Annotated in this window: 19 protein-coding genes; 12 read left to right on the top strand and 7 right to left on the bottom strand. The window is 64.0% G+C overall.

The window, feature by feature from the left end; translation table 11 throughout:
- The first annotated feature begins 47 nt into the window (after positions 1 to 47).
- Complete coding sequence (locus DCO48_RS12155; protein WP_116550851.1) at positions 48 to 512, top strand: TlpA disulfide reductase family protein; 465 nt, start codon at positions 48 to 50, stop codon at positions 510 to 512.
- A gap of 182 nt (positions 513 to 694) precedes the next feature.
- On the opposite strand, the gene DCO48_RS12150 is transcribed toward DCO48_RS12155, so the two are convergent.
- The 4 genes from DCO48_RS12150 to DCO48_RS12135 form a co-directional block, all read right to left on the bottom strand.
- Complete coding sequence (locus DCO48_RS12150; RefSeq protein WP_371919502.1) at positions 695 to 1126, bottom strand: META domain-containing protein; 432 nt, start codon at positions 1124 to 1126, stop codon at positions 695 to 697.
- Complete coding sequence (locus DCO48_RS12145) at positions 1096 to 1533, bottom strand: hypothetical protein (protein WP_116550849.1); 438 nt, start codon at positions 1531 to 1533, stop codon at positions 1096 to 1098. Before DCO48_RS12145 ends, DCO48_RS12150 begins: the two co-directional genes overlap by 31 nt.
- 31 nt (positions 1534 to 1564) lie before the next feature.
- Positions 1565 to 2554, bottom strand: a complete 990-nt coding sequence (locus DCO48_RS12140) for a 2-hydroxyacid dehydrogenase (RefSeq protein ID WP_116550848.1) — start codon at positions 2552 to 2554, stop codon at positions 1565 to 1567.
- Between the two features lie 66 nt (positions 2555 to 2620).
- Entirely contained in the window at positions 2621 to 5377 is a 2757-nt protein-coding gene (locus DCO48_RS12135) for a response regulator (protein ID WP_116550847.1), read from the bottom strand.
- A 215-nt stretch (positions 5378 to 5592) separates the two neighbouring features.
- Here DCO48_RS12135 and DCO48_RS12130 point away from each other — a divergent pair, with 215 nt between their 5' ends.
- The 7 genes from DCO48_RS12130 (at position 5593) to DCO48_RS12100 (ending at position 13842) form a co-directional block, all read left to right on the top strand.
- Positions 5593 to 6309: a response regulator transcription factor gene (locus DCO48_RS12130; RefSeq protein WP_116550846.1), complete on the top strand. Its 717-nt coding sequence runs from the start codon at positions 5593 to 5595 to the stop codon at positions 6307 to 6309.
- Positions 6296 to 7660, top strand: coding sequence for a sensor histidine kinase (locus DCO48_RS12125; protein ID WP_116550891.1), 1365 nt, complete (start codon positions 6296 to 6298; stop codon positions 7658 to 7660). Before DCO48_RS12130 ends, DCO48_RS12125 begins: the two co-directional genes overlap by 14 nt.
- A 137-nt stretch (positions 7661 to 7797) precedes the next feature.
- Positions 7798 to 8700, top strand: a complete 903-nt coding sequence (gene cysM, locus DCO48_RS12120) for a cysteine synthase CysM (RefSeq protein WP_165840766.1) — start codon at positions 7798 to 7800, stop codon at positions 8698 to 8700.
- On the top strand, positions 8700 to 10058 hold the full coding sequence (gene rlmD / locus DCO48_RS12115) for a 23S rRNA (uracil(1939)-C(5))-methyltransferase RlmD (protein WP_116550844.1): 1359 nt from the start codon (positions 8700 to 8702) through the stop codon (positions 10056 to 10058). The genes cysM and rlmD overlap by 1 nt, the downstream gene beginning before the upstream one ends.
- Before the next feature lie 96 nt (positions 10059 to 10154).
- The gene (gene relA, locus DCO48_RS12110; protein ID WP_116550843.1) at positions 10155 to 12395 is read left to right on the top strand and encodes a GTP diphosphokinase; all 2241 of its coding nucleotides are present in this window, start codon (positions 10155 to 10157) and stop codon (positions 12393 to 12395) included.
- 50 nt (positions 12396 to 12445) lie between these two features.
- Positions 12446 to 13276, top strand: a complete 831-nt coding sequence (gene mazG / locus DCO48_RS12105) for a nucleoside triphosphate pyrophosphohydrolase (RefSeq protein WP_116550842.1) — start codon at positions 12446 to 12448, stop codon at positions 13274 to 13276.
- Between the two features lie 26 nt (positions 13277 to 13302).
- Complete coding sequence (locus tag DCO48_RS12100; protein WP_116550841.1) at positions 13303 to 13842, top strand: DUF2058 domain-containing protein; 540 nt, start codon at positions 13303 to 13305, stop codon at positions 13840 to 13842.
- Positions 13843 to 14062: 220 nt separating this feature from the next.
- On the opposite strand, the gene DCO48_RS12095 is transcribed toward DCO48_RS12100, so the two are convergent.
- From DCO48_RS12095 to purM, 3 genes are read right to left on the bottom strand one after another with little or no spacing between them, the layout of a single operon-like run.
- Positions 14063 to 14773, bottom strand: coding sequence for a DUF3108 domain-containing protein (locus DCO48_RS12095; RefSeq protein WP_116550840.1), 711 nt, complete (start codon positions 14771 to 14773; stop codon positions 14063 to 14065).
- An 8-nt stretch (positions 14774 to 14781) separates the two neighbouring features.
- Complete coding sequence (gene purN, locus DCO48_RS12090; protein ID WP_116550839.1) at positions 14782 to 15435, bottom strand: phosphoribosylglycinamide formyltransferase; 654 nt, start codon at positions 15433 to 15435, stop codon at positions 14782 to 14784.
- Entirely contained in the window at positions 15435 to 16493 is a 1059-nt protein-coding gene (purM, locus tag DCO48_RS12085; protein ID WP_116550838.1) for a phosphoribosylformylglycinamidine cyclo-ligase, read from the bottom strand. Before purM ends, purN begins: the two co-directional genes overlap by 1 nt.
- Before the next feature lie 334 nt (positions 16494 to 16827).
- Between purM and DCO48_RS12080 the strand changes: the two genes are divergently transcribed.
- The 4 genes from DCO48_RS12080 (at position 16828) to DCO48_RS12065 (ending at position 20557) form a co-directional block, all read left to right on the top strand.
- Positions 16828 to 17880, top strand: a complete 1053-nt coding sequence (locus DCO48_RS12080; RefSeq protein WP_116550837.1) for a DUF2066 domain-containing protein — start codon at positions 16828 to 16830, stop codon at positions 17878 to 17880.
- A gap of 12 nt (positions 17881 to 17892) precedes the next feature.
- Positions 17893 to 18966 carry an AI-2E family transporter gene (locus tag DCO48_RS12075; RefSeq protein WP_116550836.1) on the top strand — a complete coding sequence of 358 codons (1074 nt, stop codon included), beginning with the start codon at positions 17893 to 17895 and terminating at the stop codon, positions 18964 to 18966.
- Positions 18967 to 19099: 133 nt separating this feature from the next.
- Positions 19100 to 19804 carry a DnaA regulatory inactivator Hda gene (hda, locus tag DCO48_RS12070; protein WP_010220358.1) on the top strand — a complete coding sequence of 235 codons (705 nt, stop codon included), beginning with the start codon at positions 19100 to 19102 and terminating at the stop codon, positions 19802 to 19804.
- A gap of 114 nt (positions 19805 to 19918) precedes the next feature.
- The gene (locus DCO48_RS12065; RefSeq protein ID WP_116550835.1) at positions 19919 to 20557 is read left to right on the top strand and encodes a C40 family peptidase; all 639 of its coding nucleotides are present in this window, start codon (positions 19919 to 19921) and stop codon (positions 20555 to 20557) included.
- Positions 20558 to 20657: the final 100 nt, after the last annotated feature.

The following is a 20657-nucleotide window of genomic DNA, read 5'->3' as shown; positions in this document are numbered from 1 at the left end:
CCGCAGCGAATTGGCATTTTGCCTGAATCTTGAAGAAGGATTGACCCATGACAAGGCGATTGGCGGCAGCACTGGCGATGACGGCGAGCCTGTTGCTCGCAGGTTGCGGTGCCGATTACGGCCTCGATCAGAACGGCAGCACGGTGAAAGCCGAGCAACTGGACGGCAAATGGCTGGTGCTCAATTACTGGGCCGAGTGGTGTGGCCCGTGCCGGACCGAGATCCCGGAACTGAACGCGGCGGCCAAAGACTGGCAGGCACTGGGGGTGCAAGTGGTCGGGGTGAACTTCGACGGCTTGCAGGGCGATGAGCTGAAGAAGGCCAGCGAAGCGCTGGGCATCGGCTTTACCGTGTTGGCCGAAGACCCGGCCGAGCGGTATGACCTGCCCCGCAGCGAAGCCTTGCCGGTGACCTACATCATCGACGACAAGGGCAAGGTGCGTGAGCAACTGATGGGCGAGCAGACGGCAGAGGGCCTGCGCGAGAAGATCAAGGCGTTGAAAGGCGCCTGAATTACCGGCCCTGCACAATCCTGAGCTGGCTTGCCTGCGATCGCCCGGTCCGCGTTCGGGCAAAGCGGCAGCAAAACCTGTGATGGCGGTGTCTCTGATACTCCGCGTGTTCAGGCTTTACGACTGCTGCGCAGCCGATCGCAGGCAAGCCAGCTACAGGTAGTGCAACCCGCCGCGGACGATCAGCTTTCCTCAGGCCAGAACCGCAGCGGCTTGCCCTGTTCAGGCCAGAAGCGTACTTGCTCAATCGGCGAGATATCCCAGCGCTGCACCGCTTCCAGTGCCTGCAGGAAGCGTCGCTCCTGCTCCATCAGCGCCGGCGCACAGAGCTTGCGTGTGCTGCCCACCTTGCCGAAGCTGAGCTTGTCGCCTTGCAGCGTATACGGCGCAAACCAGTGGTTGCAGCCGGCATTGCCATAGGCCCGGCCATCGTCGGCCAGGGTCAGGGTCAGGTGGCTGTAGTCGATCAGCGGACGCTCGCCGATCCACTCCAGCACGTAGCTGCGTTCCTGTTCCAGTTTCATCGGCTCGGCGGCACAACCGAGCAACCCGGCGGCGATCAGGCCGCTGACCAGCACGGCTTTCACTTTGCTGCCTCCTGGCATTGCGGGCATTGATGCGTGTCGCCCTTGGTGCGCCAGCCCAGCTCGGCAATCCGCGCCACTGCGGCCGGCTGCTGGGCCTTTTTACCCAGCTTGGCATCCACTGCGAACTCGAAGTCCAGGGTTGCCTCGCAGCTGTTGCAGTTGACCTGCCAACTGTGAATCGCCAGCTCGCCGAACACCGGGCCGCTGGCCACCGCGACCCACTGGCCGCTCGGGTTGATCAGGTGACGCACCGACTCCACGCTCAGGCGCATGGACAGGGTTTTGCTGCCCTTGAGGGTGACCAGCAGAACGTCGCCTTTCTGGATCGAGCCACCATTGCCGGTGACCTGGTAACGGCCAGGCAGCAGCGAACGGCATTCGATCAGGGTGTGTTGCGGGTTAAACAGGGTGTAGCGGAAATCGTGTTCGACCATGGGTCCTCCAAATCTGCCGCGTATCCTAGCATCAACCCTCGACCAGATTCTGCGGATTCCCTGCCGTCCAGCGGGCAATGTTGTCCAGGGTGGTCGCCGCAATCGCCGCCAGTGCCTCGCGGGTGAGAAAGGCCTGGTGCGCGGTGACGATCACGTTGGGGAAGGTCAGCAGCCGCGCCAGCACATCGTCCTGCAAGGGCAGGTCGGAGCGGTCCTCGAAGAAGATCTGCGCTTCCTCCTCATAGACGTCCAGCCCCAGGTAGCCGAGCTGGCCGCTTTTCAGTGCCTCGATCAGCGCCGGGGTGTCGACCAGTGCGCCGCGCCCGGTGTTGATCAGCATCGCCCCTGGGCGCAGGGTGGCCAGGCTGCGCGGGTTGATCAGGTGCTTGCTCTGCGCCGTCAGCGGACAGTGCAGGCTGATGATCTGCGCCTCGCGCAGCAGTTCCGGCAATGGCAGGTAACGCGCGCCGAGGGCTTCGAGCTGCGGGTTGGGGTAGGGGTCGTAGGCCAGCAGTTGGCAACCGAAGCCGGCCATGATCCGGGCGAAGGCCAGGCCGATCTGCCCGGTGCCGACCACGCCGACGCTTTTGCCGTGCAGGTCGAAGCCGGTCAGCCCGTGCAGGCTGAAGTCGCCTTCGCGGGTGCGGTTGTAGGCGCGGTGCAGGCGCCGGTTGAGCGCGAGGATCAACGCCACGGCGTGCTCGGCCACCGCGTGCGGCGAGTACGCCGGCACCCGCACCACGGTCAGCCCGAGGCGCCTGGTGGCTGCCAGGTCGACATGGTTGTAGCCGGCCGAGCGCAGCGCGATCAGTCGCGTGCCGCCCGCTGCAAGGCGTTGCAGCACTGGCGCCGACAGGTCGTCGTTGATGAAGGCGCAGACCACGTCATAGCCGGCAGCCAGTGCTGCGGTGTCGTCGCTGAGTCGCGCGGCCTGGTAATGCAGTTCCAGGCCCGGCACTGCCGGGGCCTGGTTGAAACTGTCCTGATTGTAGTGCTGGCTGCTATAGAACAAGGCGCGCATGGCAAGCTTCCTTCAAAAGTGTGCCGCCAGTGTAGCCAACCCTCGGCCTAGAGCATTTGCTGCACGTCAGGCGGTTTGCCGCGCCGCGCAGGTCAGGCGGCCGATGGCCTGGTCGAGTTCGTCGAGGGCCTGCTGGGCGTCCGGGTCATCCTGCTTGAGCAAGGTTTCACTGCGCTGACAGGCCGCGCGTAGCTGCGGTACGCCACAGTAGCGGGTGGCGCCGTTGAGCCGATGCACGCGCTCGATGGTTGCACTGCGGTCGTCGGCCTCGCGGGCGGCGCGGATCGCTTCGCGGTCGGCGTCCAGCGAGGCCAGCAACATGGCCAGCATGTCGGCGGCCAGGTCCGGCTTGCCGGCCGCCAGACGCAGGCCTTCCTCGGGATCGAGTACCTTCAGCTCGTGGCCGTCGAGGTGGCGCTCGGGCAGCCGTTCGCCGCGCGGGTTGCCCAGTTGCAGGCCGGTCCACTTCAGCACCACCTGCGACAGCTGGCGCTCGCTGATCGGCTTGGTCAGGTAGTCGTCCATGCCGCTGTGCAGCAGGGCGCGTTTCTCGTTGGCCATGGCGTGCGCGGTCAGCGCCACGATCGGCAGCGCCGTGCCGCCCTGGCCGGCTTCCCAGCGGCGGATCTGCTCGGTGCATTCGCGGCCGTCCATCACCGGCATCTGCACGTCCATCAGCACCAGGTCGAAATTGTCTTCCTGTACGGCCTTGATCGCCGCGCCGCCACTGTCCACCGCCAGCACTTCGGCGCCAAGGTCTTCGAGCAGGGTTTGCACCAGCAGCAGGTTGGCCGGGTTGTCGTCGACGCAGAGCACCTTGGGCAGGCGCTGCGCATTGGGCAGGCGCATCTCGCCCGAGCTGCTGCGGCGCGGCTGCACCAGGTCGACCAGGGCCCGGCGCAATTTGCGCGTGCAGGCTGGCTTGGCATGCAGCTGACCGTGGGCGTTGGGCAGGTGCGGGTGATACAGCGCCTGCTCGGTGGTCGGGCATAGCACCAGCGCCTGGCAGGCATGCTGCTCCAACTGCTGAATGTACCCGCCGAGGCGCTCCGGGGCGAGGGCCTGCAGATTCACCCCGAGTACCGCCAGCTCGAACGGCTGGCCGCCGAGGCTGGCGGCTGCGACGCCCTTGAGCAACGGGTCGATGTTGGCGAAGCTGGTCACTGTCAGGCCGCAGTCCTGCAATTGATGCTCAAGCGCCTGGCGTGCCAGCTCATGGCCGTCGACGATGGCCACGCGGCGCCCTTGCAGCGGTTGCAGTGGCAGGTCTTCGGCGTCGTCGCGGGCCTTCGGCAGGCTCAGGCTGATCCAGAACTGCGAGCCTTCGCCGGGCACACTGTCGACACCGATCTCGCCGCCCATCTGCTCGATCAGCCGCTTGGAAATCACCAGGCCCAGGCCGGTGCCGCCCGGCTGACGCGACAGCGAGTTGTCGGCCTGGCTGAAGGCCTGGAACAGCGCGCGCACATCCTGCGACGACAGGCCAATGCCGGTGTCCTGAATACAGATGCGCAACTGCACACTCTCTGCGTGCTCCTCCTCGAGCATGGCGCGGGCGACGATGGTGCCTTCGCGGGTGAACTTGATCGCGTTGCTGACCAGGTTGGTGAGAATCTGCTTGAGCCGCAGCGGGTCGCCGACCAGCGACAGCGGGGTATCGCGATAGACCAGGCTGACCAACTCCAGCTGCTTGGCATGGGCCGCCGGGGCGAGGATGGTCAGGGTGTCCTGGATCAGGTCGCGCAGGTTGAACGGAATACTGTCGAGCACCAGCTTGCCGGCCTCGATCTTCGAAAAGTCGAGGATCTCGTTGATGATCCCCAGCAGGCTGTCGGCAGACTTTTCGATGGTGCCCAGGTAGTCGAGCTGGCGCGGGGTCAGCTCGCTCTTTTGCAGCAAGTGGGTGAAACCAAGAATGCCGTTGAGCGGTGTGCGGATCTCGTGGCTCATGTTGGCGAGGAATTCCGACTTGATCCGGCTGGCCTCCAGGGCCTCCTTGCGTGCCATGTCCAGCTCGATGTTCTGGATCTCGATGGTTTCCAGGTTTTGCCGCACGTCTTCGGTAGCCTGGTCGATGCTGTGCTGCAGCTCTTCGTGGGCGTTGTGCAAGGTTTCGGCCATGCGATTGATGCCCGAGGCCAGCTCGTCCAGCTCGTAGCTGCCCATGCTCGGCAGGCGCTGTTCGAGGTTGCCATCCTTGAGCTGGTTGACCGCATATTTGATCTGGCCGATCGGGCCGTTGATCGTGCGGCTCATGCGCAGCGCCAGCAGCGCCGTGCCGGCCAGGCCGAAGCCGATCAGCAGCAGGCTGGTAAACAGGCTGCGGTAGCCGCGCAGCAGCGTGCCGTCGTGGGACAGTTCGATTTCGACCCAGCCGAGCAGGCGGTCGGCTTCACCGGGAATACGTTCGCCGGCCAGGTCGCGGTGATGGCCGAATACTGGCAGCAGGTAGCGGGTGGCATCGTTGCCGGTGCGTTGCAGCAGTTGCGTGCCACCACCGGCCGGTGCCTGGTTGAGCATGCTCGGGCCAGCGTGGGCCAGGCTGCTGCGATCCGGGCCGAGGAACGACACGGCGCGCACGTCGGTTTGTTCCAGCGCCTCGGCGGCGATACGTTCGAGCTGCGCCGGGTCGTGACGCACCATGGCCGGCGCGACCAGCGGCGCCAGCTGTTCGGCGATCATCTTGCCGCGCTGCAACAACTGGGTCTGCAACTCGTTCTGTTGCAGCCAGGTGAAGTAACCACCCAGTACCAGGGCCATCATCCCGGCCGGCAACAGGGCGAGCAGCAGCACGCGACTTCTGATACCCAAACGATTCAGCACGCCCACTCTCCTGTGTACGGCAAGTTCTGTAGGACCTTTGTCAGGCGTTACTGACAAAGCAATTCAGAAAATTACCGCGTGTCGGAACCCAATGCACTCATTTGTATCTGTTTTTATCGTTTTGTAGGAGGGGGCCCGACCTTTCGTAGGCATAAGTTGCCTGGGTGGCGCGAATGCTCAATAATCGCGCAACTGAGAATTGATAGCACCTGCCAATGACTCCCGTAGCTATTCACGATTCGAACATTCTCGCCATCGAGGACGACCCGGTTCTGGGGGCCTACCTGCATGAGCACTTGCAGCGCAGCGGTTTTCAAGTGACCTGGTGCCGTAATGGCCTGGAGGGGCTGGAGCTGGCCCGCCACGGGTGCTTCGACGTGGTGCTGATGGACATCCTGCTGCCCGGCATGAGCGGGCTGGAGGCCTTGGAGCAACTGCGCCTGCAGAGTTCGATCCCGGTGATCATGATGTCGGCGCTGGGCGCCGAGGCCGACCGCATCAGCGGTTTCCAGTGCGGCGCCGACGATTACCTGCCCAAGCCGTTCAGCATGGTCGAGCTGGAAGTGCGGATTGCCGCGATCCTGCGCCGAGTGGCCCTGGAGCGTCGCCATCAGGCCCCGGTGGCCAGCACGTCCAGCGAGTTGCAGTTCGACGAAGCCGCCAGCGAGGTGTCCTACAACGGCCAGCCCGCCGGCCTGACCCCCAGCGAATACCGCCTGCTCGACACCTTGCAGCGCAGCAACGAAGAGGTGCTGAGCAAAGCCTTCCTGTATCAGCATGTGTTGCAGCGTGGCTATTCGCGGCACGACCGTAGCCTGGACATGCACGTGAGCCAGATCCGCCGCAAACTCAAGTCCATCGGCTACAGTGAGCGCCAGGTGCGCACCGTGTGGGGTAAGGGCTACGTGCTGAGTGCCGGTGAGGACAGCTGAGTTGCCCAATCGTCATTCATTGTTCTGGCGACTGGCGTTTCTGCTGGTTGGCTTCTGCCTGCTGATGGTGGCCCTGAGCTGGTCGTGGGGCCAACATATGGAAATCCAGAGCGGTTTCCTTTCGCCGCAGTCGCGCGCCACCCTGCACCGCTTTGCCGAAGAGGCCGAGACAGCATTGCGCCGCAAGGGGCGCGACGGTGTCGATCAGTGGCTGGCACAGATGCGCCAGCGCGAGCAGGGTTTCGTCGGGGTGATCGGCAGCGACCTGCAAAGCCTGGCCAGCGAACCGCTGAGCGACGCGCAGCGCCAGCACCTGACCTTCCTGCGTGGCGCCGACTGGCCGATGAGCCGCAACTCCAAGCGCATCCCGTGGCTGAAGATTCCGTTCCCCCAGGACCCGAGCCTGGGCAGTGTGGTCATTGAGCTGCCGCAGCGGCTGATGCCCAGCCGCTGGACCCTGTTGTTCTGGAAACTGGTGACCAATGGCCTGATCCCAGGGTTGCTGGCGCTGCTGTTCTGCGTGGGCCTGTACCGCATGCTGATCCGCCCGTTGAACCAGTTGCGTGAGCAGGCCAACGCCTGGCGTGCCGATCAGTTGACCGCGCGGGTCGACCGCGAAACCACTCAGCGCCGGGACGAGCTTGGCGAGCTGGGGCGGGCCTTCGATCATATGGCCGAGCGCTTGCAGGGCACGGTGGCACTGCAGCAACAGATGCTGCACGACCTCTCCCATGAGCTGCGCACGCCGCTGAGCCGTTTGCGCGTGGCCTGCGACGGCGAGCAGGACGCGGCCTGCCTGCGCGAGCGCCTGAGCCGCGAGATCGACTGCATGCAGCGGCTGGTCGAGGACGCCTTGCAACTGGCCTGGCTGGATGCCGAGCGGGCGCCGCTGGCGCTGGCGCCGATCCAGGTGCAGGCGTTGTGGGAGATGCTCTGCGAGGACGCCTGCTATGAGTGCGGCTGGTCGCGTGAGCGCTTGCACTGCCAGTTGCCCGCCGATTGCTGGGTGCAGGGCCACCTCAACAGCCTGGCGCAGGCGCTGGAGAATATTCTGCGCAACGCGATCCGTCATTCGCCGGCAGACGGGGTGATTCGTCTGCAAGGGCAGCGGCAGGGCAATCACTGGCTGCTCTGGCTGGAAGATGAAGGTGGCGGGGTGGCGGAAGGCGAGCTGGAGCGGATCTTTGCCCCGTTCACCCGGCTCGACGACTCACGGCCTGGCGATGGTGGCTTTGGTCTGGGCTTGAGCATTGCGCGCAATGCCGTGCAGCGTCAGGCCGGGCAACTGTGGGCGCAGAACAGCGGGCGCGGGTTGCGCCTGAACATGCGCTTGCCGGCGGTCGCCCTATAGCCTTTATCAGTAACCAGCACACCCTGTGGGCGCCGGCTTATGCTCTGTAGCTATAAGCCTCACACATTGCGTGATATGGGCCACCGCCGTTTGCCGGTATGATACGCATCCCCGGCAGTCTGGATTGCGAATACGCCATGACCTTGCAGTACCCTACCATCGCCGATTGCGTCGGCAACACGCCTCTGGTTCGCCTGCAACGCATGGCCGGCGAAACCAGCAACACCCTCCTGCTCAAGCTCGAAGGCAACAACCCGGCAGGTTCGGTCAAGGACCGTCCGGCGTTGTCGATGATCACCCGCGCCGAACTGCGTGGACAGATCAAGCCCGGCGCTACGCTGATCGAGGCGACCTCCGGGAATACCGGCATTGCCCTGGCGATGGCAGCGGCGATCAAGGGCTACAAGATGATCCTGATCATGCCCGACAACTCCAGCGCCGAGCGCAAGGCCGCGATGACCGCCTATGGTGCCGAGCTGATCCTGGTCAGCAAGGAAGAAGGCATGGAAGGCGCCCGTGACCTCGCCGAGCGCCTGCAGGCCGAAGGCCGTGGCCAGGTGCTCGACCAGTTCGGCAACGGTGACAACCCCGAAGCCCACTACGTCAGCACCGGCCCGGAAATCTGGCAGCAGACCGGCGGCAGCATCACCCATTTCATCAGTTCCATGGGCACCACCGGCACCATCATGGGCTGCTCGCGCTACCTCAAGGAACAGAACCCCAACGTGCAGATCGTCGGCCTGCAGCCGATGGAAGGCTCGGCCATCCCCGGCATTCGCCGCTGGCCGCAGGAATACCTGCCATCGATCTTCGATGCCAGCCGCGTCGACCGTGTGGTCGATATGTCCCAGGCCGAAGCCGAAGACACCACCCGCCGTCTGGCCCGCGAAGAGGGCATTTTCTGTGGCGTGTCCTCCGGTGGTGCAGTGGCCGCCATGCTGCGCCTGTCCCGCGAAGTGGAAAACGCCGTGCTGGTGGCGATCATCTGTGACCGTGGCGACCGTTACCTGTCGACCGGCATTTTCGACGCGGATCGCTGATGTCCAAAGCCAAACGTAACAGCGGCCTGCGCTTCCAGCCGGCCGGCGGTAGCCGTACCCCGCAAATTCCCAGCGGCAAGAAACAGCGCCTGAACATCGAGCGCCTGGCCGGTGACGGCCGCGGTATTGCCTTCCTTGACGGTCGCACCTGGTTCGTCAGTGGCGCGCTGGCCGGCGAGGAGGTCGAAGCGCGGGTGCTCAATACCCATGGCAAGGTGGTCGAGGCACGCCTGGAGCGGGTCTTCAGCGCCAGCGCCGAGCGCCGCCCGGCGCCGTGCAAGCATTTCGACCGCTGCGGTGGCTGCAACCTGCAGCACCTGCCACATGCGGCCCAGCTGGAACTCAAGCAGCGCCTACTCGCCGAGCAGTTGCAGCGTGTCGCCGGGGTGACGCCAGAGCGCTGGGCGCCGCCGCTCAGCGGCCCCGAGTTCGGCTACCGCCGCCGCGCGCGGGTGGCCGTGCGCTGGGACCAGAAGGCGAAGAAACTGGACGTCGGTTTTCGCGCCGAGGCCAGCCAGGAGATCGTCGCCATCGATGATTGCCCGGTGCTGGTACAACCCTTGCATTCGATTATGCGCCACCTGCCCATGTTGTTGCGCAGCCTGAGCAAGCCGCAGGTGGTCGGGCATGTCGAGCTGTTCAGCGGCACCGCGCTGGCTTTGCTGCTGCGTCACACCGCGCCGCTGGGCGAGGGTGACCTGGGCCGGCTGCAAGCGTTTTGCCGCGAAGCAAACGTGCAACTGTGGTTACACGGCGAGGCTGAACCGGCCCCGGTCGAAGACGGTCAGCGCCTGGGCTTCGAGCTGGCGCCGTGGCAGCTAAGCCTGGCTTATCGGCCTGGCGATTTCGTTCAGGTTAATGAACAGGTGAACACCGCGATGATCGAGCAGGCCTTGGCCTGGCTCGCTCCGCAAGCCGACGAGCGGGTGCTGGATCTGTTCTGTGGGCTGGGCAATTTTGCCCTGCCACTGGCCGGGCTGGCCCGCGAAGTGGTGGCGGTGGAAGGCGTGCAGGCCATGGTCGAGCGCGCGGCGGCGAACGCCGTCGACAACAATTTGCATAACGTGGCGTTTTTTCAGGCCGATTTATCCCAGCCTTTGGCGACGGCAAGCTGGGCGGCTGGGGGCTTTTCTGCGGTACTCTTGGATCCACCGCGCGACGGTGCATTCGAAGTGGTCCGGCATATCGGCGCCCTGGGTGCAAAGCGCCTGGTCTATGTTTCGTGCAACCCGGCAACCCTGGCCCGCGATACGCTTGAGTTGCTCAAGCAGGGTTACCGGTTAAAAAGTGCCGGGATCCTCGACATGTTTCCGCAGACTGCGCATGTCGAGGCCATGGCGTTATTCGAGGTGGGTTAGCGACGCTGACCGCCCGGTGTCGCCCCTTCATGTGGCAGGGCGACACCTGTGTTTTCAAGCACATCGCGTATGTGCTGTAGGGAAAGGTAAACAAAGATGGTACAGGTGAGAGTGCACCAGCCGGTCAACACCGACGGCAGTATCAATCTCGAAGCATGGCTGGATCACGTGGTCAGCGTCGACCTGGCGCTGGACCGGCAAGCCCTCAAGGTGGCCTGCGAATTCGCCCAGGAAATCGAGAAAAAGGGCAATCCGGCCAAGCATTCCTGGGCCGATGGTACCTCGAGTTTCCAGGCCGGCCTGGAAATCGCCGAGATCCTCGCCGACCTCAAGCTCGACCAGGACTCGCTGGTCGCCGCCGTCATCTATCGCGCGGTGCGCGAAGGCAAGGTGACCCTGGCCGAAGTCGGCCAGCGCTTTGGCCCGGTGGTGGCCAAGCTGATCGACGGCGTGTTGCGCATGGCCGCCATCAGCGCCAGCCTCAGCCCGCGCCAATCGCTGGTGCTGGGCTCGCAGGCGCAGGTGGAAAACCTGCGCAAGATGCTCGTGGCCATGGTCGACGACGTTCGCGTCGCGCTGATCAAGCTGGCCGAACGTACCTGCGCTATCCGCGCGGTGAAAGGCGCCGACGACGAGAAGCGCAATCGCGTGGCCCGCGAAGTGTTCGATATCTATGCGCCGCTGGCGCACCGCCTGGGTATCGGCCACATCAAGTGGGAACTCGAAGACCTGTCGTTCCGCTACCTGGAGCCGGAGCAATACAAGCAGATCGCCAAGCTGCTGCATGAGCGCCGGCTCGACCGCGAGCGCTTCATCAGCGAGGTGATGAACCAGTTGCAGAACGAGCTGCTGGCCACTGGGGTCAACGCCGACATCAGCGGCCGGGCCAAGCACATTTATTCGATCTGGCGCAAAATGCAGCGCAAGGGTCTGGAATTCAGCCAGATCTACGACGTGCGTGCGGTGCGTGTGCTGGTCCCGGAAATGCGCGATTGCTACACCGCGCTGGGTATCGTGCACACCCTTTGGCGGCACATTCCGAAGGAATTCGACGACTACATCGCCAACCCCAAGGAAAACGGCTACCGCTCGCTGCACACTGCGGTGATCGGCCCCGAGGGCAAGGTGCTGGAAGTGCAGATCCGTACCCATGCCATGCACGAAGAGGCCGAGCTCGGCGTCTGCGCGCACTGGCGCTACAAGGGCACCGACGTCAAATCCGGCTCCAACCATTACGAAGAGAAGATCTCCTGGCTGCGTCAGGTGCTGGAATGGCACGAAGAGCTGGGCGACATCGGCGGCCTGGCCGAGCAGTTACGCGTCGACATCGAGCCGGACCGCGTCTACGTGTTCACCCCGGACGGTCACGCCATCGACCTGCCCAAGGGCGCGACACCGCTGGACTTCGCTTACCGGGTGCACACCGAGATCGGCCACAACTGCCGTGGCGCCAAGATCAACGGGCGTATCGTGCCGCTCAACTACAGCCTGCAGACCGGCGAGCAGGTCGAGATCATCACCAGCAAGCACGGCAACCCGAGCCGCGACTGGCTGAACTCCAACCTCGGCTACGTGACCACCTCGCGGGCGCGGGCCAAGATCGTTCACTGGTTCAAGCTGCAGGCGCGCGATCAGAACGTCGCCGCCGGCAAGACCCTGCTCGAACGCGAACTCAACCGTCTCGGCCTGCCGCAGGTGGACTTCGAGCGGCTGGCGGAAAAAGCCAACCTGCGCACGGCCGAGGACATGTTCGCCTCGCTCGGTGCCGGCGACCTGCGCCTGGCGCACCTGGTCAACGCCGCCCAGCAACTGGTCGAACCGGAGCGCAGCGACCACGTCGAGCTGGTGCCGCGCAAGGCTACCGGCTACAAACCGGGCAAGCGCGGCGACATCCAGATCCAGGGCGTCGGCAACCTGCTCACGCAGATGGCCGGTTGCTGCCAGCCACTGCCGGGTGATGCCATCGTCGGCTATATCACCCAGGGCCGTGGCGTGACCATTCACCGGCAGGACTGCGCCTCGGTGCTGCAACTGGCCGGGCGCGAGCCGGAGCGGATCATCCAGGTCAGCTGGGGGCCGGTGCCGGTGCAGACCTACCCGGTAGACATCATCATCCGTGCCTACGACCGTCCGGGGCTGCTGCGCGACGTCTCGCAGGTGCTGCTCAACGAGCGGATCAACGTGCTGGCGGTCAATACCCGCTCGAACAAGGAAGACAACACCGCGCTGATGTCGCTGACCATCGAGATTCCCGGGCTGGATGCGCTCGGACGCTTGCTGGGACGCATCTCGCAGTTGCCGAACATCATCGAGACGCGGCGTAACCGTACGCCATGAGCTAGCTATCGCGGGTTAGTCCCGCGATAGGTCCAACCGAGACCGCAAACATGTACAACCTCGATGACCTGCTGCATCTCATGGCCCGCCTGCGCGACCCGCAATACGGTTGCCCGTGGGACCTCAAGCAGAATTACGCGAGCATCGTCCCGCACACCCTCGAAGAAGCCTACGAAGTGGCCGACGCCATCGAGCGCGGCGATTTCGAGCATCTGCAGGGCGAACTGGGCGACCTGCTGTTCCAGGTGGTCTATTACAGCCAGCTGGCGCTGGAAGAGGGGCGTTTCGAGTTTGCCGGGGTGATCGACAGCATCACCCGCAAGCTGATCCGCCGTCACCCGCACGTATTCCCCACCGGCGAGCTGTACGCGCCGCTGGACACCCCGCAGCTGAGCGAAGACCAGGTCAAGCAGCGCTGGGAAGAAATCAAGGCCCAGGAGCGCGCCGAACGCAGCGAGCCCGAGCAACTGTCGCTGCTCGATGACGTTCCGGCCGCACTGCCGGCCCTGTCGCGCGCGGCCAAGCTGCAAAAGCGTGCGGCCCAGGTCGGTTTCGACTGGCCGGATGCCTTGCCGGTGCTCGACAAGGTCCGCGAGGAGCTCGACGAAGTGCTCCAGGCCATGGCCGACAACGACCCGCAGGCGCTGGCCGACGAGGTCGGCGACCTGCTGTTCGCCACCGTCAACCTGGCCCGCCACCTCAAGCTGGACCCGGAAAACGCCCTGCGTGGCGCCAACAGCAAGTTCGAGCGACGTTTCCGTTTTATCGAACAGGCATTGCGCGATGTGGGTCGTCCGATTGAAGATTGCACCCTCGAAGACTTGGACGCGCTCTGGGGCGAAGCCAAACGTCAGGAAAAGAACCTGCCCAGCTGCGGCTGAGCTGTTGCATAAGTGAGTGAACACCAATGAGCCTTTCCCTTCGCGACCAGTTGCTCAAGGCCGGTCTGGTCAACCAGAAGCAGGTCAAGCAGGTCACCAAAGAGCAGAAGAAACAAAAGCGCCTGGAGCATAAAGGCCAGGTCGACGTCGACGACAGCCAGCAGCGCGTGGCCAAGGAAGCCATGGCCGAGAAGGCCAGGCGCGACCAGGAGCTGAACCGTCAACAGCAGGAAAAGGCCGAGCAGAAGGCCCGTGCCGCCCAGGTCAAGCAATTGATCGAGGTGTCGCGCCTGCCCAAGCTGACCACTGAGGACTATTACAATTTCGTCGACGATAAGAAGGTCAAGCGCCTTTCGGTCAACGCCCTGATGCGCAGCAAGCTGAGCAGTGGTTCGTTGGCGATCGTCGCGCATGGCGGTGGTTATGAAGTGATCCCACGGGAAGCGGCGGTGAAGATCCAGGAACGCGATCCGCAGCGTATCATCCTGCTCAACACCCAGGTGGAAGCGCCGGATGCCGACGATCCGTACGCCGCTTATGTGATCCCCGACGATCTCATGTGGTAAACCCGACAAACCCCGCCCAGGCGGGGTTTGTCGTATTCAGGGGCAGGGCTTCAGGGCTGGCCTTGCTCGGCTTCGAGGCGCTCCAGCTCCAGGCGATATCGGTGGGCTTCGTGTTCCTGGTGGAACATCCCGACCCGTTGGCCCTGCTGGTGCACAGAAGGCTGGCGCCCCAAAAAACAAAACCCCGCACAGCGCGGGGTTTGCTTACAGCGCGAAACGCTTACTGGCCTTTGACAGCCTTGCCATCCACAGTACCGTCCTGCAGCACGATGACGTATTCCTTGCCATCGGTCTCGACCTGGCGCAGTTGCACCAGCAGGTAGTCCCAGTCCTTGGCAAACCACAGCTCGGTGATGCGCTTGCTCTGGCTTGGGTCGCGCACGCGCTCGACCTTGATTGCAGAGACCTTGCCGTTCTTGGTGCTCACCGCTTCGGTGCCCAACACGCGGAAGTCGTAGGTGTCGATCTCGTCACCGTCGACCACTTGGTAGGTCATGCTCTTCTTGCCAGCGGCCACGTCATGCTGCAGGGCCAGCTGATAAGACGACTTGTCCAGCACGCCACGGTTCAGCGGCAGCTTGATCGCGTCGCCACGGTCGGTGCCGGTGACCATCTTGCTGCTCCAGTCGAAGTCCAGGTCGACTTTTTTCGCTTTACCCAGGCCACCGCGTTCGAAGTGGTAGGTTTGCGGCAGCAGGGTGTCCTTGTCCAGGCGCAGGGTACTTTGCTCAGTCAGGCTGGCGATCATCATCGACGCCTTGAAATTGAGGTTCCAGGTACCGTTGGCGTTCTTTTCCAGGCTGCGCTCGGCAGTGCCGCTCATGGGCAGCTGCTTCCAGTCGGCGGTGTAGCTGGCCGAGAACGGCTTCAGATCGGCTGCCTGCAGGGGCAGCGCAAGCACGGCAAGAGCGAAGAGCAGGGCGCGACGCATAAAATCTCCTAGGGTCGTATCAAGTGGCCGCTGGCCGCCAGGGGCTGGCCATCCAGTAGAGCACCGTACTCGCCAAGGCGCAAACGGCCTTCGGCAAACCAGCGCACCGCCAGCGGATAAATCTGATGTTCCTGTTGGTGAACCCTTTGTGCCAGGCGCTCTGGCGTGTCATCGGCCTCGACCGGGATGACTGCCTGTACGACCAGCGGGCCGCCATCGAGTTCCTCGGTGACGAAATGCACGCTGCAGCCATGCTCGGCATCGCCCGCTTCCAACGCCCGTTGATGGGTGTGCAGGCCCTTGTATTTGGGCAGCAGGGAAGGATGGATGTTGAGCAGGCGGCCTTGATAGTGGCGGACGAAGCCGGCACTGAGGATGCGCATGAAACCGGCCAGCACCACCAGCTGCGGCTGGAAGCCGTCGATCAGCTCGACCAGTGCCGCATCGAATGCCTCGCGGCCGTCGAAGGCCTTGTGGTCGAGTACGGCGGTGTCGATGCCGGCAGCGCTGGCGCGCTGCAGGCCGTAGGCGTCGGCGCGGTTGGAAATCACGGCGCGGATCCGTACCGGGGAATCCCCGGCACGGACGTTGTCGATCAAGGCTTGCAGGTTACTGCCGGTGCCCGACAGCAGCACCACGACATCACAGGTCTTGCTCGGCATCAGTGCGCCTTGACGTTCTTCAGCTCGACCTGGGCGGCGCCTTCGGCAGCAACGCCGATCTGGCCGATCACCCATGGCTGTTCGCCAGCGGCACGCAGCACGTTCAGGGCGTTGTCGACCTGATCCTGCGCTACGCAGATGACCATGCCGACGCCGCAGTTCAGCACGCGGTGCATTTCGTGCTCGTCGACGTTGCCTTGCTCTTGCAGCCAGTTGAACACCGCAGGGCGTTCCCAGCTGGCGACGTCAACCACGGCCTGGGCGCCTTTTGGCAGCACCCGCGGGATGTTGTCGAGCAGGCCGCCACCGGTGATGTGGGCCATGGCCTTGACCGCGCCGGTGTCCTTGATCAGCTTGAGCAGCGGCTTGACGTAGATACGGGTCGGCGCCATCAGCAGTTCGGTCAGCGGGGTGCCGTCCAGCTGTACGGTCTCGATGTCGGCACCGGACACTTCGATGATCTTGCGGATCAGCGAGTAGCCGTTGGAGTGCGGGCCGGAAGACGGCAGGGCGATCAGCGCGTCACCCGTGGCAACCTTGGAGCCGTCGATGATTTCGGCCTTTTCCACGACGCCGACGCAGAAGCCGGCCAGGTCGTAGTCTTCGCCTTCGTACATGCCTGGCATTTCGGCGGTTTCACCGCCAACCAGCGAGCAGCCAGCCAGTTCGCAGCCAGCGCCAATGCCGGTTACCACGGTAGCGGCGACATCGACGTTGAGCTTGCCGGTGGCGTAGTAGTCGAGGAAGAACAGCGGCTCGGCACCGCACACCACCAGGTCGTTGACGCACATGGCGACCAGGTCCTGGCCGATGCTGTCATGTTTGTTCAGGTTCAGCGCCAGGCGCAGCTTGGTGCCGACGCCGTCGGTACCGGAGACCAGCACTGGCTGCTTGTAGCCAGCCGGGATTTCGCAGAGGGCGCCAAAACCGCCCAGGCCGCCCATGACTTCCGGGCGCGCCGTACGCTTGGCGACGCCTTTGATGCGTTCGACCAATGCTTCACCGGCGTCGATGTCTACACCGGCGTCCTTGTAGCTCAGGGAGGGTTGCTTGCTCATGATCCAGGCCTTTAGGGGGGAGGGATTCAGGGGAATCGACCGTGACTGGCCCGGCACAGCGGGGGAAAACCGGCTGGCCGACCGTCGGCGGTCTGCGAAGGCGCGCGATTTTATCAGGGTTACCCTTGAGCGGCCATCCTCAGGCCGACGGGCAGGGCCTGATTCGATGGAAAAACTGCGATTCTTGGCCTGCGGCTGGTTGCCGCGCCAAGGCCTGTATAAGGTATAGGGAATGAATTTCACCTGTGTGGCTGAATGTTTTGCCAGCAGTGGTGGTCTGAGCATCACTTTTCCCGGGCCACGCCTCTTCTTTATATCTGGACAGGAATCCTCCATGCGTTTGCGTTCTTACCTGGCCGTCGGCTGTCTTGCCCTGTTTGGCTTCAGTGTCCAGGCAGAAACCCTCACCGGCCTGTACCAGGTGCGCGAGCCGGCCAACGGCCAGAGCGCCGAAGTACGCAGCGAAGCGCTGAACAAGGCCCTCGACACCCTGGTGCTGCGCCTCACCGGCGACCCCAAGGCGCTGCAAAACCCAGGCCTGGCCGCGCTGCGCAAAGACCCGCAACAGATCATCAGCCAGTTCGGCTTCGAAGCCGGCCCGCCGGAAACCCTGCTGGTCGAGTTCGATCCGGGCAGCACCGAGCGCGCCTTGCGCCAGGCCGGCCTGGCCCTGTGGGGCAGCAACCGGCCATCGATCCTCGTCTGGTGGCTGAACGACAGCCCGGAAGGCGCGAGCCTGGTCGGCGATGGCCAGAGCAGCGCCGAGCCGCTGCGACGTGCGGCCCAGCACCGCGGCTTGCCGCTGCGCTTGCCTCTGGGCGACTTGCAGGAACAGCTGGTGGCCACCGCGAAGAACCTCGAAGGCAGCGACCCGGCGCCGCTGCGCGAGGCCGCCGAGCGTTATGCGGCCAACGCCTTGCTGACCGTCCATGCGACCGAGGCCGAGGGTAAATGGCAGGGCAACTGGCGGCTGTGGCTGGGCGACCAGCACGAGCAGGGCAAGGTCGAGGGCGCCGATCAGGCGGCCCTGGCCGATGCGCTGATGCTGGCGCTCAGCACGCGCCTGGCACCACGCTTTGCGACCAAGCCGGGCGCCAGTGGCGACCAGCTGTTGCAGGTACAGGGCATGACCCTGGAGCGTTACGCCGAGCTCTGCCGGGTGCTGGAACCGTTCGGGGCGCGTTTGCAGGCAGTCGATGGCGACACCCTGGAATACAAGGTCAGTGGCAGTGCCGAGCAATTGCGCGCGCAACTGTCGCTGTCGAAGCTGCAGGAGCTGCCGGCCGAAGCGCTACAAACTGCCCCGGCTCCCACCGCAGCGGCCGCGCCGGGTGCAGCGCCGGTGTCTGTGGCGGCGCCGTTCAGCGGCCTGCGTTTTCGCTGGTAAGGGAGCTGAACGATGACTGACATGCGCCGCTGGATGTGGCTGGGCGTGGCGTTGCTGGTAGGTGCGCTGCTGTATGTGCTGCACGGGATTCTCTCGCCGTTTCTGATCGGCATTCTGCTCGCCTACCTGGGCGACCCGCTGGTCGATCGGCTGGAACGCATGGGGCTGTCGCGTACCTGGGGCGTGGTGCTGGTGTTCGCCCTGTTTACGCTGATTCTGATTGCCATGCTGCTGGTGCTGATCCCGATGCTGGCCAAGCAGTTGATCCGCCTCTATGAACTGGCGCCGCAGATGCTCGACTGGCTGCAGCATGTGGCGCTGCCCTGGGTGCAGGCGCGGTTGGGGCTGGCCGACGGCTTCTGGAAGTTCGACAAGATCAAGGCGGCGATTGGCGAGCACATGGGCCAGACCACCGACATCGTCGGGGTCGTGTTGTCGCAGGCAACCGCGTCGGGCCTGGCGCTGATCGGCTGGCTGGCCAACCTGGTGCTGATTCCGGTGGTGGGTTTCTACCTGCTGCGTGACTGGGACTTGATGATGGCCAAGTTGCGCAGCCTGCTGCCACGCCAGCGCGAGGAACAGGTGGTGGTGCTGGCCGGCGAGTGTCATGAGGTGCTCGGGGCGTTCGTCCGCGGGCAGTTGCTGGTGATGCTGGCGCTGGGGCTGATCTATGCCAGTGGCCTGATGCTGGTGGGGCTGGAGCTGGGCCTGTTGATCGGCCTGCTGGCGGGGCTGGCGGCCATCGTGCCGTACATGGGCTTCATTATTGGCCTCGGCGCGGCGCTGGTGGCGGGGCTGTTCCAATTTGGCGGCGAGCTGTACCCGATGCTCGGTATCGTGGCGGTGTTCATGGTCGGTCAAGCGCTGGAGGGCATGCTGCTGACGCCGTTGCTGGTCGGCGACCGGATCGGCCTGCATCCGGTGGCAGTGATCTTCGCGATCCTCGCTGGCGGCGAGCTGTTCGGTTTTACCGGGGTGCTGTTGGCGCTGCCGGTGGCGGCGGTGATCATGGTGCTGCTGCGGCATGTGCATGACCTGTATAAAGAGTCGGATATCTATGCGGGTGACATTGATCCGGACCTTTGACCTGTGGGCTTGCCTTGGCTCTGGCGCAAGCCTTTGATTTTCTTAACGCATTGTGCGACCGACGTCACGGGTATAGACTTTGCAGACTTTTCACAAAAGGCCCCTTGCGGTCCCTCGGGACTGCCCAGCCAGCATGAAACCGATCCAGTTGCCCCTGGGTGTGCGTCTGCGTGATGACGCCACCTTCATCAACTACTATCCGGGTGCCAACGCCGCCGCATTGGGCTACGTCGAGCGTCTCTGCGAAGCCGACGCCGGCTGGACCGAAAGCCTGATCTACCTGTGGGGCAAGCAGGGGGTCGGTCGAACCCACCTGCTGCAAGCCGCCTGCCTGCGTTTCGAACAACTCGGCGAACCGGCCGTGTACCTGCCGCTGGCGCAACTGCTCGACCGCGGCGTTGAACTGCTGGACAACCTTGAACAGTACGAACTGGTCTGCCTCGACGATCTGCACGTGATCGCCGGCAAACCAGAGTGGGAAGAGGCAATGTTCCACCTGTTCAATCGCTTGCGTGACAGCGGCCGGCGCCTGCTGCTGGCGGCCTCCAGTTCGCCGCGGGAACTGCCGATCAAGCTGGCCGACCTCAAGTCACGGCTGACCCTGGCGCTGATTTTCCAGATGCGCGCGCTGTCCGATGAAGACAAGCTGCGCGCCTTGCAACTGCGCGCGTCGCGCCGCGGTTTGCACCTCACCGACGAAGTCGGGCACTTCATTCTCACCCGTGGCACCCGCAGCATGAGTGCGCTGTTCGACCTGCTCGAACGGCTCGACCAGGCCTCCTTGCAGGCGCAGCGCAAGCTGACGATTCCGTTTTTAAAGGAGACGCTGGGCTGGTAATGGCGGTCTAGAGCCTCGGCACATAAAAGTCACATTTTTTTCGATTGAATTTGCAAATCGATGCGATAGAAGGCATAGTCTCGACTTCTTTAAATTCCAGACACGGTCGTGCCCATGCTAAATCGCTTCGCACCCCTCGTGCCCCTCGCACTCGTGACCCTGCTTTTTGGCTGCGCGGCTCATAGCCCTTCTTCGCAGCAGCAGGCGCCACACGCCATCACTGCCCAGGCTGCCGCCGCTGCCCAATCCAACGCCAAGTCATCGGTGTTCGAAGAAGAGCTGGCCACCGAGCAGGAACTGGAAGCCTTCTCCAGTGGCTCCAAGCCTTACCAACTGCCAGCACTGGCGGACAACATCCTCGAACGCGGCATGGCGCTGATCGGCACCCGTTACCGCTTCGGTGGCACCTCCGAGGCATCCGGCTTCGATTGCAGCGGCTTCATCGGTTATCTGTTCCGCGAAGAAGCCGGCATGACCCTGCCGCGTTCCACCCGCGAAATGATCAACGTAAAAGCCCCGCTGGTAGCCCGTAACAACCTCAAGCCAGGCGATCTGCTGTTCTTCAGCACCAATGGCCGTGGCCGTGTCAGCCACGCCGGTATCTACCTGGGCGACGACCAGTTCATTCACTCCAGCAGCCGCCGCAGCGGCGGGGTGCGGATCGACAGCCTGGGCGATCGCTACTGGAGCAAGACCTTTATCGAAGCCAAGCGCGCGCTGGCAATGGCCCCGACCACCCTCTCGCGCAACTGAGCCTTCCGGTCTTTCCGACGTACGGCGGCAGAGCTGAAAAGCTTGCCGCCGTACGTGTTTACAGAAAGCGTCTAATCTAACTTCTCAACTATTTCCGGCC

This window comes from Pseudomonas sp. SDI (genome assembly GCF_003105155.1).
Classification (GTDB): Bacteria; Pseudomonadota; Gammaproteobacteria; order Pseudomonadales; family Pseudomonadaceae; genus Aquipseudomonas.
This window is presented reverse-complemented; position numbering and strand designations above follow the sequence as displayed.

Bases quoted from the DNA above. Each gene is read 5' to 3' on its own strand.
- rlmD (WP_116550844.1), top strand. From the start codon at position 8,700: ATGTCCAAAGCCAAACGTAACAGCGGCCTGCGCTTCCAGCCGGCCGGC.
- mazG (WP_116550842.1), top strand. From the start codon at position 12,446: ATGTACAACCTCGATGACCTGCTGCATCTCATGGCCCGCCTGCGCGAC.
- purM (WP_116550838.1), bottom strand. From the start codon at position 16,493: ATGAGCAAGCAACCCTCCCTGAGCTACAAGGACGCCGGTGTAGACATC.
- purN (WP_116550839.1), bottom strand. From the start codon at position 15,435: ATGCCGAGCAAGACCTGTGATGTCGTGGTGCTGCTGTCGGGCACCGGC.
- hda (WP_010220358.1), top strand. From the start codon at position 19,100: ATGAAACCGATCCAGTTGCCCCTGGGTGTGCGTCTGCGTGATGACGCC.
- DCO48_RS12095 (WP_116550840.1), bottom strand. From the start codon at position 14,773: ATGCGTCGCGCCCTGCTCTTCGCTCTTGCCGTGCTTGCGCTGCCCCTG.
- cysM (WP_165840766.1), top strand. From the start codon at position 7,798: ATGACCTTGCAGTACCCTACCATCGCCGATTGCGTCGGCAACACGCCT.
- DCO48_RS12075 (WP_116550836.1), top strand. From the start codon at position 17,893: ATGACTGACATGCGCCGCTGGATGTGGCTGGGCGTGGCGTTGCTGGTA.
- relA (WP_116550843.1), top strand. From the start codon at position 10,155: ATGGTACAGGTGAGAGTGCACCAGCCGGTCAACACCGACGGCAGTATC.
- DCO48_RS12155 (WP_116550851.1), top strand. From the start codon at position 48: ATGACAAGGCGATTGGCGGCAGCACTGGCGATGACGGCGAGCCTGTTG.
- DCO48_RS12100 (WP_116550841.1), top strand. From the start codon at position 13,303: ATGAGCCTTTCCCTTCGCGACCAGTTGCTCAAGGCCGGTCTGGTCAAC.
- DCO48_RS12140 (WP_116550848.1), bottom strand. From the start codon at position 2,554: ATGCGCGCCTTGTTCTATAGCAGCCAGCACTACAATCAGGACAGTTTC.
- DCO48_RS12130 (WP_116550846.1), top strand. From the start codon at position 5,593: ATGACTCCCGTAGCTATTCACGATTCGAACATTCTCGCCATCGAGGAC.
- DCO48_RS12080 (WP_116550837.1), top strand. From the start codon at position 16,828: ATGCGTTTGCGTTCTTACCTGGCCGTCGGCTGTCTTGCCCTGTTTGGC.
- DCO48_RS12145 (WP_116550849.1), bottom strand. From the start codon at position 1,533: ATGGTCGAACACGATTTCCGCTACACCCTGTTTAACCCGCAACACACC.
- DCO48_RS12150 (WP_371919502.1), bottom strand. From the start codon at position 1,126: ATGCCCGCAATGCCAGGAGGCAGCAAAGTGAAAGCCGTGCTGGTCAGC.
- DCO48_RS12065 (WP_116550835.1), top strand. From the start codon at position 19,919: ATGCTAAATCGCTTCGCACCCCTCGTGCCCCTCGCACTCGTGACCCTG.